Here is a 17,483-nt window from a genome sequence, read left to right as displayed (position 1 = left end):
ATGGTGCGACGCAAAAAGAAAAGGCCGGATGTGAAATCCGGCCTTTAGAATTTCATTCCTGAAGCTTTCGCAGATCAACCTGCTTCGATAACCCGCGAAAGCGCGGTCAGAAGACTCGCCTTCTGCACTTCGAGCTCCTGCTGGCGTTCGCGCTCGGCAGCCACCACCTCCGGATTGGCATTGGCCACGAATTTCTCGTTGCCCAGCTTTCCGGCGATGCGGCCCAGTTCCTGGTCCACCTTGGCGATCGCCTTTTCGATACGGGCCTTCTCTGAAGAGAGATCGATCAAGGCACCCAGTGGAAGGCAGGCGGTCGCCTCGCCGACGATGATCTGGGCGGCGCCCTTCGGTGCGACATCGGCAACGGTAATCGCCTCGACTCGGGCGAGACGCTGGATCGCCGCATCATGACGGATCAACCGCTCCTGGGTCACGCCATTGGCACCCACCACGACGAGCGGCGCTGTGGCGCCCGGCGGCACGTTCATTTCCGAACGGGCAGAGCGGATGCCGGTGACCAGATCGATCAGCCAGTTGATGTCAGCTGCCGAATTCTCATCGGAGAATTCCGGCGTCGGCCAGTCGGCGTGGCAGAGCAGGGTGTCGCGGGACACGCCCTCGCCTGCTGTATGGGCCCAGAGCTCTTCCGTCATGAAGGGCATGAAGGGATGCAGCAGCTTGTAGATCTGCTCGAGCACATAGGCCGCGCAGGCCTGCGCTTCCGTCTTGGCGCTTTCGTCCTCGCCCATGAAGACGGGCTTGAGCAATTCCAGATACCAGTCGCAGAACTGGTTCCAGACGAAGCGATAGAGGCTGCCGGCGGCGTCGTTGAAGCGATAGGCCTCAATGGCCTCGGTCACCTCGGCTTCCGTGCGGGCAAGCTCCGTCAGGATCCAGCGGTTGATGGCGAGCGAGGTGGTCTCCGGCAGAAATGCCGGATCGGCCTTCACGCCGTTCATCTCGGCGAACCGCGTGGCGTTCCACAGCTTGGTGCCGAAGTTGCGGTAGCCAGCGATGCGGGCAGGATCCAGCTTCACGTCGCGACCCTGGGCCGCCATGATCGCGAGCGTAAAGCGCAGCGCGTCGGCACCGTATTCGTCGATCAGCTCCAGCGGGTCGATGACGTTGCCCTTGGACTTCGACATCTTCTGGCCGTTCTTGTCGCGAACCAGTGCATGCACATAGACCGTGTGGAAGGGCTCAACCGGATTGCCGTCCTCGTCCTTCATGAAATGCAGGCCCATCATCATCATGCGGGCAACCCAGAAGAAGATGATGTCGAAGCCGGTCACCAGCACGTCGGTCTGGTAATATTTCGCCAGTTCCGGCGTCTCCTCCGGCCAGCCCAGCGTCGAGAAGGGCCAGAGCGCAGACGAGAACCAGGTGTCGAGCACGTCTTCGTCGCGGGTCAGGATTTCGCCGGGCTGGAAGTTCTCGAGCTTCTCTTCGACCCAGGCCTTCCAGGGGCCTTCATGGGCGATGTAGTGCTGGATCGCCGAGTGCAGCGCTTCTTCCTCGGTCTTCTCAACGAAGACCTGACCGTCGGGACCATACCAGGCCGGGATCTGGTGACCCCACCAGAGCTGGCGGGAGATGCACCAGGGCTCGATGTTTTCCATCCACTCGAAGTAGGTCTTTTCCCAGTTCTTCGGGACGAAGTTGGTGCGACCTTCGCGCACGGAGGCAATCGCCGGCTCGGCCAGCGTCTTGGCATCGGCAAACCACTGGTCGGTCAGCATCGGCTCGATGACGACGCCAGAGCGGTCACCGAAGGGCTGCATGATCTTCTTGTTCTCGACGAAGGGCACGTCGTTGCCTTCAGCGTCCTTGACGGTGACCGCGAGGCCTTCCGCATTGATCGCATCGACGATGCGCTTGCGGGCCTCGTAGCGGTCGAGGCCGCGATACTCGTCCGGCACCAGATTGATGTCGTCGACCTCAGCCTCGTTCGGCAGATGGCCGGTCTTGGCGATCTCCAGCGCGCGCGCTGCGTAAACGGCATAATCCTCGCCGTCGTCGCGCATCTTCGCCTGGGTGTCCATCAGGCGATAGAGCGGGATCTTGTTGCGGCGCGCGACCTGATAGTCGTTGAAGTCATGCGCGCCCGTAATCTTCACCGCACCCGAACCAAACTTCGGATCCGGATATTCGTCGGTGATGATCGGGATCAGGCGACGATGCTCCTTGGGTCCAACAGGGATCTCGCAGAGTTTTCCGACGATTGCGGCGTAACGCTCATCCGAAGGATGAACGGCAACCGCGCCGTCGCCGAGCATGGTCTCAGGCCGCGTCGTTGCGATCGAGATGTAGTTGCGCTCCTCCTGGAAGGTGACGTTGCCATCCTCATCCTTCTCGACATAGGTGTAGGTCTCGCCACCGGCGAGCGGATATTTGAAGTGCCACATATGGCCTTCAACTTCCTTGTTCTCGACCTCAAGGTCGGAAATCGCGGTTTCGAACTTCGGATCCCAGTTGACCAGTCGCTTGCCGCGATAGATCAGGCCTTCCTTGTAGAGCGTGACGAAAACTTCGAGAACGGCCGCCGACAGGCCCTCGTCCATGGTGAAGCGTTCGCGCGACCAGTCACAGGAGGCGCCGAGGCGCTTCAACTGATTGAAGATCAGGCCGCCCGATTCTTCCTTCCACTCCCAGACCTTTTCGATGAAGGCTTCGCGGCCCATGTCGCGGCGCGAAAGGTTCTGGCCGTTTTCGGCAAGTTTGCGCTCGACAACCATCTGGGTCGCAATGCCGGCATGGTCCATGCCCGGCTGCCACAGCACATCCTTGCCGCGCATGCGCTCGAAGCGGACCATGATGTCCTGCAGCGTGTTGTTCAGCGCATGACCCATGTGAAGCGAGCCGGTGACGTTCGGCGGCGGGATCACGATGGTGAAGGTGTCCTCGCCGGGCTTCGCGTTGGCGCCAGCACGAAACGCATCGGCGTCTTCCCATGCTTTCGCGATTTTCGGTTCGACGGCGGCTGAATCATAGGTCTTTTCGAGCATTTTCCGACCGGATTTTCGAGTTCTGGATGTGGCTTGGTAAATAGGACTGACAAAACCAAGTCAATAAAAAAGGCCGCTCTTGCGAGCGGCCCATGATCCCCAAAGGGAGTTCGATCAGCGTCGCGGACCGCGGGCGACGCGTTCGATTTCTTCGCGCACGAGGCGCTCCACCAGCGTCGGCAGATTGTCGTCGAGCCAGTCTTTCAGCATCGGACGCAGCATTTCTTCGGCGACCTCGTCGAGCGAACGGCGCTCGCTGCCGTCAAACGCGGCGGCAAGTTCGGAGAAGGAACGCGAAACCTGCTCGACGGTTGCGGCAGAAACTAGCGCAGTCAGATCTCGGCCCTCGTTTTCTATGTTCTGATGCATATCGTCGGAAGCCGCAGATACCTGCATGTCCACCTCGAACGACGGCTCTGCCTGCTCCATTTCGGGTTCCAGGAAGGCCGGCTCCCTGCGTTCAGCGCGAACCTCAACATGGGCCATGCGCGCGATCGGCGACGGTTCTGCGGGGCGCTCGGCTTCCTGTTCGGCACGCGGCACTGGTGCCTGAGCCGGTTCGGCGGCGATCGTTGGGCGCAGCTGCTGGTCGCGCATTTCGGAGAGACGTGTCGACATGACAGGCGCCTCATGCTGCGCCTTGTCTGTCGAGAACTCGCTGTCGCGACGCGGCTGCGAGACCGTCACTTGGGCAGTCGTGTTGGACAGTTGCGGCGGGCTCGGACGCTCCGTGCGCTCGGATGCGGATCGCACACGGGCAGCGAGATCGGCGAGCGACACGCTTTTGGGCGCTTCCGAAGCCTGCTCGAGGACCGGCTCACGACGCGGCTCGACTTCGGCGCGCTCCATGTCCCGCTGCGGAAACAGGGGGAAAGCGGAACCGGCATCGTTGGCCGGGACGAATTCGCCGCCGTCATAGCCCATGTCCTCGTCGCTCTCGCCCTGATCGTCGGTCAGCGACGCCGCATCCTCCGTCAGGCTTCCACCGTTCACGGGATCATTGCTCTCGATGATCCGGCGAATGGATGCCAGGATCTCTTCCATGGACGGTTCACGCGCTACGCTTGGCTGAGCCATACTAATCCCCGTTGTCCTCAGAAATATCAGTCGGGACATAAGCCCCATACCGATTCGCGCTCACCCTAGGATACGCGCCTCTCGAAAAAAATCACGTGCGCAGAATGAATTGCCGTGATGCACAGCTTTGTTGCGCATCAACGAAAAGGCCCGCACGCGGCGGGCCTTGAATGCACTCGATAAACGTTGCGCTTCAGAAGACGAATTCGGCGGCCTTACGGAAGCCCGGAAGCGGCTTCACAGCGGCGTTGAAATATTCGGTATAGGAGGTGATGCCGCCGTTCTTCACATAGAGGCGGGCGCGGGCCGCATTACCGTAACCGACGACGGCCACGAGACGACCGCCCTCGCGCAGCTGTCCAAGCAGGGTTTCCGACAGTTCCTCGACGGCACCATTGACGAAGATCACGTCATAGGGCGCTTCGGCGGCATAACCATCTTCCAGCCTGGCGGAGACCACGGCAACATTGTCATAACCGAGTTCGGAGAGCGTTTCGGTCGAACGGGCCACCAGCGCCTCGTCGCTCTCGGTCGCCACGACGGAACCGGCGAGCAGCGACAGAAGTGCTGCGGCGTAACCTGCACCACAGCCGACCTCGAGCACGAGGTCATCCTTGGTGATGGCGGCCAGCTGCAGAAGCTTTGCGAGCGGCGACGGCTCCATGATGTAACGGGCCGGATTGCCATTGGCGGCAGGTGCCACCTGCATGTCCTCATCGATATAGGCGAGCGGCTTCAGCTCGGCTGCAACGAAGGCTTCGCGCGGCACCGTAAGAAAGGCGGTCAGCACGGAATGGGACGTGACGTCCGTCGTCCTGATCTGGTTATCCACCATCTTGGTGCGTGCTGCTACGTAATCCATCATTTCATTCGCGCCCCGTGTCGACCGGCCATAGCGGCTTATTCCACCCGTGTCTTTAATTGCAGGGCGAGGCGCTTTCAAGCCGGTCTTCTCCTCGCACACGAGAATATCGCGGCCGCCGAGTGACGCGGTCGCTCTTGCGGGACGCGCGAAGACGACATCGCCGACGCCGCCAGGATAAAGTCGATTGTATCTATGGGGAAAGTTCGGATGGAGGCCTCGCCCGGAATTGAACCGGGGTACAAGGATTTGCAGTCCTCTGCGTCACCACTCCGCCACGAGGCCATCCGAGTAGAAAAGTGCGTGTGGTGGGCGGCATTTAGAACGGATCGAGAGTGAGCGCAAGGGGAAATTCATCAAATTTCGCGGCGCTCCTGTGGATGCCCGAAGGCGCCCTTCCCCGCCCGATTTTCCTTAAGAGTCCTCTCGCCAGCGACGACGATCGAGCAGGCGTGTTGCGGCCATGGTGCTCGCGGCTTCGGCGAGGCGTCCGGGATCGGTCATGCCGGATGTATAGAGCCGGATCACCGCCTTGCCCACCGCTTCCCGATGACCGTCATCGGAGTAAGCGGGCTTAGCCGGCTCGGCCGCCCGCATCGCGTGATCGATGATGTGAAAATCTTTCGGCGTCAGAATCAAGGAACTCTCCGCCTGAATGAATATGCTCATGTCGTTTGACCTTTCCGGGAACCAGACGGCGACTGCCGTGTTCGGTATCCCGTTTGAGTCCACCCAGCGTATCGGGTTGGAACCATCAGGTCATTTCACTATGACATGTGCTCCTTCGCGTGCCTCAGTCCTCAGGGCCGGGGCGCGGCGTGTCCTTGCGACGGGTCCACCAGACGGTCATGCGTCGCCGACGGCGGCGCACGGCCGGTAGGTCATGAGAGAGAACGATCAGGCCAAGCGGCAGCATCCAGAAGCCCAGGATCGGCAGAAAGCCCAGAAAGCCACCGCCGACAAGCGCCGTTCCTGTCACGATTCGACCCGCTCTGGAACGGGGAACGGGGATTTCGAGCTTGCCGAGCACAAGGCGACCTCGCTGCTGGTCGAGCCGATAGCGACGTTCTGGCATTCACGAGACTCCCTGCGTTTCGGCGGTTTTGGGCCCCTTTCCCACCGCCCTCCAGATGGTGAGCCCACAAATAAAAACAAGACGATGACATTTTTTTTGAAAAACCGCTTGGCAAACGGAGCGAGCATCAGTATTACCCCGCTCACACCGCGCCAAGCGGCTGTTCCCTGGTAGCTCAGCGGTAGAGCATTCGACTGTTAATCGACAGGTCGCCGGTTCGAATCCGGCCCGGGGAGCCATCTTATTTCAAAGCCCGCGCCTGACAAAGGCAGCGGGCTTTTTGATTCCGGACACCTCAGCTGCCTGCCAAACCTTAGACCTACAAGATCTTGGGTGGTCGTTCCGGCAATGGTTCCGAAACCCCCTCTTCACCTTTCGCTGCTATTTCCCTCCTCATACGGAAAAGAATGCAAGGAGGACGGCCGATGTGGCTTGAGCTTCACGATGGGGACGGCTTTCCCTTCTATGTCAACATGGACAATGTGGTGGATTTCCGCTGGTATGAGCGGGAAGGCTATACCTGCCTGCTGACCACCGCCCCAGTCGCCGAAAAGCTGCATCGCCTCTATGTCCGCGAAAATGCCCAGCAGATAATGGCCATGCTGCGGACCGAACAGGCCCGACGGGTCGCCACCGCACGCTCCGCCGCCTGAGCGCCGCTTCCCGTCGCGGCCGAAAACCCAGATTTGTGATGGCAGCGTGATCTTGTCGCGGTGACCCTTCGTATGGCTTTGAAAGCCAACGAAGAAGAACAACGCATGCCGCAATCCGCCAAGACGCTCATCCTCTGGTTCCGCAAGGATCTCCGGATCTCCGACCACGCCGCGCTCGCAACAGCGCTGGACGAGGGGTTTCGCTTAGTTCCTCTTTATATAATGGAGCCGGAGCACGCCGGCACCGGACCGCTCGGTGCTGCGCAAGCCTGGTGGCTGCATCATTCGCTCGAAGCCTTGTCGGCGTCACTCGACGCGCTCGGCGCGAAGCTGGTGTTGCGTAGCGGCGCGGCCGACGCCGTGCTCTCGGATCTCATCAAGGAGGCTGGCGCTTCGGCGGTCTTCTGGAATCGCCGCTACGATCCCTCCGGCATCTCAGTCGACAAGGCCTTGAAGGCGAAACTGATCGCTGATGGCATCGACGTGCGCACCTTTGCCGGCCAGATCCTGCACGAACCGACGAAGCTGAAGACCGGGGCCGGCGGGCATTTCCGTGTCTATACGCCTTTCTGGAAGGCACTGGACGGATCCGGCGAACCGCCAGAACCGATCCCGGCCCCAAACTCGCTCACCGCACCTGAGCATTGGCCGACAAGCGAGACGCTTTCGGACTGGGGCCTGCTGCCGACTAAGCCGAACTGGGCGAAAGGCTTTGAAAGCGAATGGCAACCCGGCGAAGACGGTGCCAGGAAGCGCCTCACCGATTTCATCGCATCCGGCCTCAAGGGCTATCGCACCCGCCGCGACTTTCCCGGCGAAGCGCATGTCTCGATGCTCTCGCCGCACCTCGCGCTGGGCGAAATCTCGCCCGCTTCCGTCTGGCATGCGACGCGAGGACTGTCGGACGCCTATTCGAGTGAGGACTATGTCCATTTCCGCAAGGAGCTCGTCTGGCGCGATTTCTCCTATCATCTGCTCTTCCATTTTCCGGATCTCGCGACCAAGAACTGGAACGCCAAGTTCGACGCCTTCCCCTGGCGCGACGAACCGGACCTGCTCGAAAAGTGGCAAAAGGGTCAGACCGGCTACCCGATCGTCGATGCCGGCATGCGCCAGCTCTGGCAAACCGGCTTCATGCACAATCGTGTGCGCATGATCGTTGCTTCCTTCCTGATCAAGGATCTTCTGATCGACTGGCGGGAAGGCGAGCGCTGGTTCCGCGACACGCTTGTCGATGCCGATCCGGCCTCGAATGCCGCCAGTTGGCAATGGGTCGCCGGTTCCGGCGCCGACGCCGCCCCCTTCTTCCGCATCTTCAATCCGACCAGCCAGGGCGAGAAATTCGACCCCGAGGGGCGATACGTCCGACGCTTCGTGCCGGAGCTGAAGGACATGCCTGATAAATTTATCCACAAGCCGTCGGAGGCGCCCTTCGCTGTTCTGAAAGAGGCGAGCGTCAGCCTCGGCAAGACCTATCCCCTGCCGATCGTCGATCACGGCAAGGCCAGGGATGCGGCGATGGCGGCGTTTCAGGGGTTGAGGGCGGAGTAAACGCTCTTGCCCGCGCCCCACTCTCACTGGCGGTGGAGGAACTGACCCGGCCGGCTGGGGCAACAACCGGCAGCTGTCGTCGACAGCTTTGGCTGGGCCATTCAAGAAATCACCATAATCAGATGCAACCGGTAACCGGTTGATATCGCCTGTGTAATATCGACCCAACTACCAAACTGAGATAGAGCGCTCAGGCGTTCTAATCGACCTTTACGAGTACAAGAGACTGAAAGCATGTATTTCACCAATATGATCCCGCCCCTCGCCCTGGCGTCGCTGGCAATCGCCTTTGCCACGCCCGTCGCCGCCAACGAGTTGCTCCAGATCGATCAGGGACGTTACGTCCAGTCCCAGCATGAGTGCAGCGACCCCAAGGGTTCAATGCTGTTCATCTATGACGGAAAGAGTGTGAAGAGCGGCAAGACCAGCTGCAAGCTGAGCAACGTGACCCAATCCGGAAACGTCTATCAATTCGACGAGAGCTGCTCCTATTACCACCGCTCCTGGAGCATTTTGCCGACGACAGTCACGGAGTATAAGAGCCGGCTGGAAGTGCTGAACAAACGCGAATTCGTGCTGAAGCGCGAGAATGAAAATCTCGAAATGACCGATCATTACCGCTGGTGCTCTGCGGAGTAAAGCGGAGTTCGATGAGTAGGAGCGCCGACCTGCGGCGTAGGCGCCGGATCAGGCGCCGTCCAAAGTCGCAAACTCCGACGCGTAGGCATATCTCAAGTTACCTTGCCGAGCATAATGTGGCAAAGTTTCGAGTCTGACTGGATGGTCTAGCCGTAGCTGCTGCTCTCGTCGCGTGTGGCCCCGACACCTGCCAAGCTCCCGCTTGCTCAAACCTCCACGAAAAGCTAAATTGACTATAAATAGTCATTTTTGGAGCTCCACGTGTCGACCAAGAGTGTTGCCGATGCCAAGGCCGGTTTTGCGAGCCTTGTGGATGAAGCCGCCAACGGCGAGTTCGTGACGATCACCCGCCACGGCAAGCCGGCCGCCATGCTGGTCAGCGTCGAAGCGGGAGAGGCGGCGAAAAGGGTGATGGCAAAGCCCAGGCCAAACTTCGGCGAGTTCCTGATGTCTTATCCCGGGCCCGCCGATCTCGACCGAAACCCGTCCCCCATGCGGGACGTCGAGCTTGAGTAGCGGCTTCCTGATCGACACCAACATCATCTCGCTCCTTTCGCCCGACCGGAAGCAAGCGCCATCCGAAGCCGTGAAAGTTTGGTTCCGGGAACAGAGCGAAGTACTCTATGTGTCGGCCATCACCCTGGCCGAGATCGAGAAAGGCCTGCGCAGATTGCATCGTCGCGGCGGCTTCGAGCGGTCACAGCGCTTAAGCGACTGGCTCGATACCATCACTGAAACCTTCGGCGACCGAATCTTGCCCGTCGACCCCATCGTTGCCCGGATCGCCGGCGGGCTAGACGATGTCGCTACCGCGAGCGGCGCACATCCCGGGTTCGCCGACATCCTGATTGCCGCCACAGCAAAGGCCTACGGGCTGACGGTGATTACCGCCAATCTGAAGCACTTCATGCCTCTTGGCGTGGCCTGTGATTTTCCGGAAGCCCTCAGATCCTAGTCCCGAACGCATTTTCCTTCTCCCCGCCGCCACACGAAAAGCCATTCCTTGCCTTTGCCTGCCCCCAGGCGGAAAAGACCGGTTCACGTTTCGCGCTGACCGCCGCCCGCATAATCTTGTCCAGAAGGACAAAATTGCGTGGCATCCCGGTTTTCTTCCCCGCGCATTTGGTTCTAGTGTCCGCGTCAGACAAAAAAGGCAGGCATCATGGCATTTCACCCCTCCGTGCTCGAGGCGATCGGCAATACGCCCCTCATCCGGCTGAAGGGCGCCTCGCAGGCGACCGGCTGCACCATTCTCGGCAAGGCCGAATTCCTCAATCCCGGCCAGTCGGTGAAGGATCGCGCAGCACTCTTCATCATCCGTGATGCCGAGCGGCGCGGGCTCTTGCGTCCGGGCGGCGTGATCGTCGAGGGCACGGCCGGCAATACCGGCATCGGGCTGACGCTGGTTGCCAAGGCGCTCGGCTATCGCACCGTGATCGTGATTCCCGAAACCCAGAGCCAAGAGAAGAAGGACGCGCTGAAACTGCTCGGCGCCGAGCTCGTCGAAGTGCCGGCGGTGCCTTACAAGAACCCGAACAATTATGTGAAGATCTCGGGGCGTCTCGCAGCCCAGCTCGCCAAGACCGAGCCGAACGGGGCGATCTGGGCGAACCAATTCGACAACACGGTCAACCGCGACGCCCATATCGAGACGACCGCGAAGGAAATCTTCGAGCAGACCGGCGGGGCCGTCGATGGCTTCATCTGCGCGGTCGGCTCGGGCGGCACGCTGGCCGGCACAGGGATTGGCCTTCGCAACAGGAAGCCCGGGGTGAAGATCGGCATCGCCGATCCGGAAGGGGCAGCGCTTTACGAATACTACAAGAACGGCGAGCTGAAATCTTCAGGATCCTCGATCACCGAAGGCATCGGCCAGGGTCGCATCACCGCGAACCTCGAAGGCTTCACGCCCGATTTCGCCTATCAGATCCCCGATTCCGAAGCGCTCGACATCGTCTTCGACATCGTCGAAAACGAGGGCCTCTGCCTCGGCGGCTCCTCGGGCATCAACATTGCCGGCGCCATTCGTCTCGCGAAGGAACTCGGCCCCGGCCACACGATCGTGACGATCCTCTGCGACTACGGTAACCGCTATCAGTCGAAGCTCTACAACCCGGATTTCCTGCGCTCGAAGGGTCTGCCGGTCCCGGCCTGGCTGGAAAAGCGCCCCGCCTTCGATCTTCCTTTCGAAACTGTCTGATTGTTATTGAAAGCATAGCCATGACAACCATCGCCCTCTACCGCGACGATTTCTATCTCTCGACGGCGGAGGCGGTGGTGACATCAGTGCATGAAGACGGCGCGGTCGAACTCGACCAGACCTGTTTCTATGCGGCATCCGGCGGCCAGCCGGGCGATACCGGCTTTCTGGAGCGCGAAGACGGCAGCCGCATCCAGCTTTCCGAAACGCGCCACGGCACCACCAAGGACATCATCCTGCACTGCCCTTTGGACGGCGAGCCCCTGCCCTCTGTAGGCGAAAAGCTCGTTCTGCATGTTGACTGGGCACGCCGCTACAAGCTGATGCGCATGCACACAGCCTGCCACCTGCTCTCCGTTGTCTGCTCCTATCCGATCACGGGGGCTGCCGTCGGCGAGGAGGAAAGCCGCGTGGATTTCGACATGTCAGAGACGATCGACAAGGATCAGGTGACTGCAGACCTGATGAAGCTCGTCGGCGAAAATCACCCCGTTTATCTCCAGTGGATCACCGACGAGGAGCTCGCGGCCAATCCCGGCATCGTCAAGTCGAAGAATGTCCGCCCGCCCGTCGGCCTTGGTCGGGTGTCTTTGGTCTGTATCGGCGAGCATTCCGCCGTTGACAGTCAGCCCTGCGGGGGCACACATGTTTCCGAGACCCAGGAGGTCGGTGCGATTCATATCGCCAAGATCGAAAAGAAGGGCAAGGAGAACCGCCGGTTCCGCATTCGCTTTGGAGCCCCGGAGACCTAAGCCATAGGAACGTACGGGAGAAGTGCATGTCCGGTGAAAGAAGCCGTTTCGTCGTTTCGGCGGATTGGGTCGAAAAGAACCTCGGGTCTCCCGGCTTCAAGCTCGTCGATGCTTCCTGGTATCTGCCGGCGCATAACCGCAACGGCGCCGTGGAATATGCCTCCGGCCACATTCCAGGTGCGGTCTTCTTTGACCAGGACGTGATCGCCGACACGACCACAGGCCTGCCCCATTCCCTGCCCTCGCCCTCCTTCTTTGCCCAGGCCGTCGGCCAGCTCGGCATTTCCGCCGAGGACACGATCGTCGTTTATGATGGTCCTGGCTTCTTTTCAGCGCCACGCGTCTGGTGGCTGTTCCGAGTCATGGGCGCACGCCGCGTCTACGTACTCGAAGGCGGCATCGATGGCTGGAAGGCGGAAGGGCGAAAGCTTGAAACCGACCTGCCAGAACCGGCTCCCGTTACCTTCGAAGCGCAGTTCGACCGAGCAAGGCTCACATCCTTCGACCAGATGTCCGGGATTGCTGACGAGGGCGACAAGCAGATTGCCGACGCCCGTCCTGCCGGTCGTTTCACAGGCGAAGAGCCTGAACCCCGCGAGGGCATGCGCTCCGGCCATATTCCGGGTGCCCGCAGCGTGCCTGCATCATCGCTGTCGGAAAACGGCCGTCTGAAAGATCTCGCTACGCTGCGCTCGATCTTCACCAGTGCCGGTATCGATCTCAACAATCCGGTGGTGACGTCTTGCGGCTCAGGTGTCACGGCAGCCGTCGTGACGCTGGCGCTTGAAAGCCTGGGGCATACCGACAATTCGCTCTATGACGGCTCCTGGTCGGAATGGGGGTCGAAGACCGATACGCCTGTCGTCACCGGCGACGCTTCGCCGCTCGGCTCGAAGACATCAGGGCCGTTGACCGCCCATGTCACCCGGCTCGAAATGAAGGCGCCGCCAAAATCCAGCTTGCCGGTGCCGGTCAATATCCAGACCGCTATCATGCGCACGCATGAAATCCCGCTTTCCTTCTACCGCTTCCTGCACCGCCAGGTCGGTGCGCGCTGGCATTGGTATGAGCGCCTGCGTCTGCCCGACGAGCAGCTGAAGGCGATCATCCACGCGCCGAAGGTGTCGATCTCGGTTCTTTATGTGAATGGCGCACCGGCCGGCTTCTACGAGCTGTCGCAGGAAAATGACGAACTCGTCGAGCTTTCCTATTTCGGCCTCTTCGAACATGCGCTGGGGCTCGGCATCGGCAAATGGTTCCTGCTGCAGTGTCTTTACGCGGCCTGGGCGAGCAATCCGAAGACTGTCACCGTCACCACCAACTCGCTCGACCATCCGCGCGCACTGCAGCTCTACCAGCAGTTCGGCTTCTCGCCCGTCGGCACCTATGACGCCCTCGTTGATCCCCTGACAGATCAGGAACTGCTTGCCCTGATCAAGCGCGACGGCTGACGCCGTCGCTCATTCCTTCCTCTTCAGCTTGACGCTGGTGGCTTCCGTTTCTTCCTCGGAAGCCTCGTCAGCGACGTTCTCCCCGTCCGGATCCTCTTCGCCAGCGGCCTGGTTCTCGAACCAATTGGCGATCAGACCGGCGTGAAAGGCGGCCATCTCGTAGCAGTAGGTGATTTCGCGGTCGCCCGCATACCAGAATGCGTTTTCCGTGCCGCAGGTCTTGCCGGTGATCTTGATTCCGTCTTTCAGATTGTAGCCCTCGCCGAAGACGGTGGCGATGGTCTCCAGCGCGCCCGCACTCTTCAGGAGATCGGCGAAACCCTGCAGGTCCTCGTTTCCGGCAGGCTCATAGGTGACCTCGAATCTCGTTTTCACGCCGTCCTTCATGTTGGCGGCGAGCAGGCTCATCCAGCTGTCGCGGGCCCTTTGATATTCGAAAACGCATTCCTGGCGGCGCTCTTCCGGAAAATCGAGCGAGTCGGCAAACTCCTTGAAGAACTCGGCATTGGCGCCGGTCATCATGCAGACAATCGCATAGGCACGCTGCCGGTTGAGGCCGTGGGTGCCCATGAAGTCGTCTTCCTGGGGGCCGTCCTCATTGGCTTCGTCCAGCAGGAACCAGCCATCGGCGGCATCCTGCATGGTCGTATTGAGGTCCTCGTCCTCGGCACCTAGCAGCAGCACGGAGGAAAGTGCATCGACGGCATCCTCCTCGCGGCCGAGAACCGGCAGGTTGAGCTCAGAGACCAGCATGTGGCCGGCCTCGTGGAAGAGAATGAAGATGGCGTTGTTGACGACGAAACGCTGGCCTTCCTCGACCTGTTCGGCCGTCAGCTCCTCGGCCCGAACACTTGTGAATGGCTGGCAGAGCCATGCGGCAACGGATGCCAACGTGACCACGGCGACAGACTTGATTGACAGCATGTGAGAGACCCCGAACCCCTGATAGCTCGCCGATTATCTACAGCAGAGGTTAAGCGAGAGAGAAGCACCATTTCTGACAAAAACAGGCCGCATCCCGTGGCCCTGCCGTGTCGATGACATCAGCCATAACGATACGCGGCCTTACGGCAGCTTGGTCGATGAACGCTTGCTGACCGCCGACTTCAGTTGAAATTCATCCGCGACATGCAAAAGCTTCTCTCACGACATTCCAGACAGGGAGGACACGCCATGGACAGACGTCTGTTTCTGACAATCTTGGGGGGCGCTCTAGCGTCGCCGGTCGTTGGCTTCGCACAGGAAGCCCCCACGGAAGACATGATCATGCGGCGGCTGGATGCCGCTCCGCAGCGGCAGATCGCCCCGCGGAACCGGGTCACCATCGACGAGTTCAAGCGGCGGCCGGAGCTTCGACGCCAAGCGCCTTCGATCGATATCCAGGCGATCAACTTCGCAACAGGCTCAGCGGATATTCCGCGTTCGGAATTTCGCAAGGTGCAGCAGATCGCCCGCGCCATGGAACAGCTGCTGCGTCGCCGGCGCGCGGTTCGCTTCCTGATCGAGGGTCACACGGATGCGGTCGGGTCCGCCTATTCCAATCAGGTCCTGTCGGAGCGCCGGGCTGCCTCGCTCAAGATGGTTCTGGTCCGCGAATTCGGCATTCCCTCGCGTGTTCTTGAAACCGTCGGCTATGGCGAAGATTACCTGCTGATCCCGACCGAGCGATCGGAATGGCGTAACCGACGCGTCACGCTCCGCCGTATCGACGACTTCATCCGCTGATCTTGTGCGTGAGTGAGGGCCAGTGCGCTGGTCCTCCCGTCGACGGATCGATGTTTCCGGGGGAGGAACACGCGGCTGCGGCCCGCGTTCACTCCCCCGGAACACGTCCCCACGGAGCACTCGATGCCGCATCAATCCCCCATCCGCTACCATGCCGATCTTGAAACCCCGTCCGCCGACGAAAAGGAGGCGATCGAAGAGATCAAGGACAGCATGCTCTACATCATCGGCAAGACGCATGAAGATCTCGGACATGCGCAACGCAGCGTGCACGCCAAGAGCCATGCCCTGCTCGAAGCCACCGTCACCGTCCATCCGGAGCTTTCGGCCGAACTGCGCCAGGGGATTTTCGCCGAACCGGGGCGGACCTATCCCGCCATCATCCGCATCTCGACCATTCCCGGCGACCCGCTGCGCGACAGCGTTTCACTTCCCCGCGGCTTTGCAATCAAGCTCTTTGATGTCGAGGGTACGCGGTTGCCTGGCAGCGAAGGCGATCGGACGCAGGACTTTCTGTTTGCCTCGGCGCCGGCCTTTGCCGCACCGGATGCCGCCGGCTTTGCCAAGAACATCCAACTGATCGCCCGCACCACGGACAGGGTCGAGTGGGCCAAGAGCGCGCTCAGCTGGATCCTCAGACCGATCGTCCGGGGACTGGAGGCCATGGGGGCGGATGCCGGGGCGCTGAAAGCAATGGGCGGTTATCCCGAGACCCATCCGCTTGGTGAACACTACTACACCCAGGTTCCCTTGCGCTTCGGCGAGTATGTGGCAAAGCTCGACCTCGTGCCGCGGTCCGAGAGCTTCAAACGCCTCACTGACGACAGGATCGATCTATCCGAAGGTCCCGATGTTTTGCGCGAAGCGGTCGCCGAGGTCATGGCACGCGATGGCGGAGAATGGACCCTGCGCGCGCAGCTCTGTCGCAATCTCGAGACCCAGCCGATCGAGGATGCCTCCGTCGTCTGGCCCGAGGAAGACAGCCCCTATCTGGAAATCGCGACCATCAGCGTGGCGCCGCAGACGGGCTGGTCGGAAGGTCGCTCGCGCGCCGTCGATGACGGGCTGACCTTCCGTCCATGGCGCGGCATCGAGCAGCATCGACCTCTCGGCAATGTCATGCGCGCCCGCCGGGAAGTCTATCCCGTCGCAGCCGCCAAACGCAGCGCCTTGATCGGCTGTCCGATGCATGAGCCGAAGAGCAGGCCCGATCTGCCTTGATCGATGAATAAAAACGGGCCGGCCGATGGGAAGGCCGGCCCGGATCGGCCGCTTTACGCGTTACATTCGCGGACCTGACGCGGCGTGAGGCGACCGGAGAGTGCAACCTTACGCAACGTTAAGCACGGCTTCCGGTGCATGCGCCGGATAACCGAGGGCTTCTGCGACCGGCTTGTTGGTGATGCGGCCCTTGTGAACGTTGAGACCGTTGCGCAGGTGACGATCCTCGGCAATTGCGCGCAGACCGCGGTCGGCGAGCGCGAGGCCATGCACCAGCGTCGCATTGTTGAGGGCATGGGCAGAGGTGATCGGCACCGCGCCCGGCATGTTGGCGACGCAATAATGCACGATGCCATCGACCTCGTAGGTCGGGTCGGAATGGGTCGTGGCATGGGACGTCTCGAAGCAGCCGCCCTGGTCAATGGCAACGTCAACGATGACAGCGCCCTTCTTCATGCCGGACAGCATCTCGCGGGTAACCAGCTTCGGGGCAGCCGCACCGGGGATCAGGACTGCGCCGATGACGAGATCTGCGGAGAAGGTTTCCTGCTCAAGGGCATCGATGGTGGAGTAGACGGTGTGGACGCGACCGCCGAAGATGTCGTCAAGCTGGCGTAGACGCGGCAGCGAGCGATCGAGGATTGTGACGTCGGCGCCGAGACCGACGGCCATCTTGGCCGCATGCAGGCCGACAACGCCGCCACCGATGACGGTAACCTTGGCCGGCAAGACGCCCGGCACACCGCCGAGCAGGATGCCGCGGCCGCCATGGGCCTTCTGCAGGGCCGTCGCACCCGCCTGGATCGCCAGGCGTCCGGCGACTTCCGACATCGGCGCCAAAAGCGGCAGGCCGCCGCGCTCGTCGGTCACGGTTTCATAGGCAATGGCTGTGACGCCCGAATCGAGCAGGCCCTTGGTCTGGTCCGGATCCGGCGCGAGGTGGAGATAGGTATAAAGGATCTGGCCTTCACGCAGTTGCACCCATTCGGAGGGCTGCGGCTCCTTGACCTTGACGATCATGTCGGACTTTTCGAAGACGTCCTTTGCCGAGGCTGCGATCTTCGCGCCAGCGGCGATATAGGCGTGGTCGTCTGCGCCGATCCCGGCGCCTGCTCCCGTTTCGATCAGGACGTCATGGCCATGTGCCACATATTCTCTGACGGCACCGGGGGTCAGACCCACACGGTATTCATGGTTTTTGATTTCCTTCGGGCAACCGACACGCATAAGCGTTCCTCTCTTTTATTCGCAGCCTGCGCTGCTTTGTTTCAG

General features: G+C 61.1%; 17 protein-coding genes and 2 tRNA genes. 11 read left to right on the top strand and 8 right to left on the bottom strand.

Annotated features, from left to right (window positions below; all coding sequences use genetic code 11):
* Window positions 1–74: 74 nt before the first annotated feature.
* The 6 genes from D4A92_RS16210 to D4A92_RS16185 all read right to left on the bottom strand — a co-directional run bounded on the left by D4A92_RS16210 (window position 75) and on the right by D4A92_RS16185 (window position 6,019).
* A complete protein-coding gene (locus D4A92_RS16210) occupies window positions 75–3,005 on the bottom strand; it encodes a valine--tRNA ligase (protein WP_203015579.1) in 2,931 nt (976 codons plus the stop codon).
* A 114-nt stretch (window positions 3,006–3,119) separates the two neighbouring features.
* Window positions 3,120–4,082 (bottom strand): PopZ family protein, encoded by a 963-nt coding sequence (locus D4A92_RS16205; RefSeq protein ID WP_203015571.1) that lies wholly within the window; start codon window positions 4,080–4,082, stop codon window positions 3,120–3,122.
* 193 nt (window positions 4,083–4,275) lie between these two features.
* Complete coding sequence (locus D4A92_RS16200) at window positions 4,276–4,947, bottom strand: protein-L-isoaspartate O-methyltransferase family protein (protein ID WP_425957874.1); 672 nt, start codon at window positions 4,945–4,947, stop codon at window positions 4,276–4,278.
* Window positions 4,948–5,155: 208 nt separating this feature from the next.
* A tRNA-Cys gene (locus D4A92_RS16195) sits at window positions 5,156–5,229 on the bottom strand.
* A gap of 129 nt (window positions 5,230–5,358) precedes the next feature.
* Complete coding sequence (locus D4A92_RS16190; RefSeq protein ID WP_203015569.1) at window positions 5,359–5,583, bottom strand: hypothetical protein; 225 nt, start codon at window positions 5,581–5,583, stop codon at window positions 5,359–5,361.
* Window positions 5,584–5,737: 154 nt separating this feature from the next.
* Entirely contained in the window at window positions 5,738–6,019 is a 282-nt protein-coding gene (locus D4A92_RS16185; protein ID WP_203015567.1) for a hypothetical protein, read from the bottom strand.
* A 164-nt stretch (window positions 6,020–6,183) separates the two neighbouring features.
* Here D4A92_RS16185 and D4A92_RS16180 point away from each other — a divergent pair.
* The 9 genes from D4A92_RS16180 (at window position 6,184) to sseA (ending at window position 13,265) form a co-directional block, all read left to right on the top strand.
* Window positions 6,184–6,258, top strand: a tRNA-Asn gene (locus D4A92_RS16180).
* A 186-nt stretch (window positions 6,259–6,444) separates the two neighbouring features.
* Complete coding sequence (locus D4A92_RS16175; RefSeq protein ID WP_203015565.1) at window positions 6,445–6,672, top strand: hypothetical protein; 228 nt, start codon at window positions 6,445–6,447, stop codon at window positions 6,670–6,672.
* A gap of 105 nt (window positions 6,673–6,777) precedes the next feature.
* Window positions 6,778–8,223: a cryptochrome/photolyase family protein gene (locus D4A92_RS16170; protein WP_203015563.1), complete on the top strand. Its 1,446-nt coding sequence runs from the start codon at window positions 6,778–6,780 to the stop codon at window positions 8,221–8,223.
* 234 nt (window positions 8,224–8,457) lie between these two features.
* Window positions 8,458–8,862 (top strand): hypothetical protein, encoded by a 405-nt coding sequence (locus D4A92_RS16165; RefSeq protein ID WP_203015561.1) that lies wholly within the window; start codon window positions 8,458–8,460, stop codon window positions 8,860–8,862.
* A 261-nt stretch (window positions 8,863–9,123) separates the two neighbouring features.
* Complete coding sequence (locus D4A92_RS16160; RefSeq protein WP_076396545.1) at window positions 9,124–9,378, top strand: type II toxin-antitoxin system Phd/YefM family antitoxin; 255 nt, start codon at window positions 9,124–9,126, stop codon at window positions 9,376–9,378.
* The gene (locus D4A92_RS16155; RefSeq protein ID WP_203015559.1) at window positions 9,371–9,817 is read left to right on the top strand and encodes a type II toxin-antitoxin system VapC family toxin; all 447 of its coding nucleotides are present in this window, start codon (window positions 9,371–9,373) and stop codon (window positions 9,815–9,817) included. Before D4A92_RS16160 ends, D4A92_RS16155 begins: the two co-directional genes overlap by 8 nt.
* A gap of 207 nt (window positions 9,818–10,024) precedes the next feature.
* Window positions 10,025–11,062: a cysteine synthase A gene (locus D4A92_RS16150; RefSeq protein ID WP_203015556.1), complete on the top strand. Its 1,038-nt coding sequence runs from the start codon at window positions 10,025–10,027 to the stop codon at window positions 11,060–11,062.
* Window positions 11,063–11,082: 20 nt separating this feature from the next.
* Window positions 11,083–11,814, top strand: coding sequence for an alanyl-tRNA editing protein (locus D4A92_RS16145; protein ID WP_203015554.1), 732 nt, complete (start codon window positions 11,083–11,085; stop codon window positions 11,812–11,814).
* A gap of 26 nt (window positions 11,815–11,840) precedes the next feature.
* On the top strand, window positions 11,841–13,265 hold the full coding sequence (gene sseA, locus D4A92_RS16140) for a 3-mercaptopyruvate sulfurtransferase (RefSeq protein WP_203015552.1): 1,425 nt from the start codon (window positions 11,841–11,843) through the stop codon (window positions 13,263–13,265).
* Window positions 13,266–13,274: 9 nt separating this feature from the next.
* Here the strand turns inward: sseA and D4A92_RS16135 are convergent, their stop codons facing one another.
* Window positions 13,275–14,189 carry a DUF4344 domain-containing metallopeptidase gene (locus tag D4A92_RS16135; protein WP_203015551.1) on the bottom strand — a complete coding sequence of 305 codons (915 nt, stop codon included), beginning with the start codon at window positions 14,187–14,189 and terminating at the stop codon, window positions 13,275–13,277.
* 249 nt (window positions 14,190–14,438) lie between these two features.
* Between D4A92_RS16135 and D4A92_RS16130 the strand changes: the two genes are divergently transcribed.
* On the top strand, window positions 14,439–14,990 hold the full coding sequence (locus D4A92_RS16130; RefSeq protein ID WP_203015549.1) for an OmpA family protein: 552 nt from the start codon (window positions 14,439–14,441) through the stop codon (window positions 14,988–14,990).
* A gap of 123 nt (window positions 14,991–15,113) precedes the next feature.
* Window positions 15,114–16,211: a catalase family protein gene (locus D4A92_RS16125; protein ID WP_203015547.1), complete on the top strand. Its 1,098-nt coding sequence runs from the start codon at window positions 15,114–15,116 to the stop codon at window positions 16,209–16,211.
* A gap of 108 nt (window positions 16,212–16,319) precedes the next feature.
* Here D4A92_RS16125 and ald read toward each other — a convergent pair whose 3' ends face one another.
* Complete coding sequence (gene ald / locus D4A92_RS16120) at window positions 16,320–17,438, bottom strand: alanine dehydrogenase (RefSeq protein WP_203015545.1); 1,119 nt, start codon at window positions 17,436–17,438, stop codon at window positions 16,320–16,322.
* Window positions 17,439–17,483: the final 45 nt, after the last annotated feature.

The sequence above is a fragment of the Rhizobium rosettiformans genome (genome assembly GCF_016806065.1).
Lineage (GTDB): Bacteria > Pseudomonadota > Alphaproteobacteria > Rhizobiales > Rhizobiaceae > Allorhizobium.
Note: the sequence above shows the minus strand (reverse complement) of the source record. Positions and strands in the feature narration are given on the sequence as shown.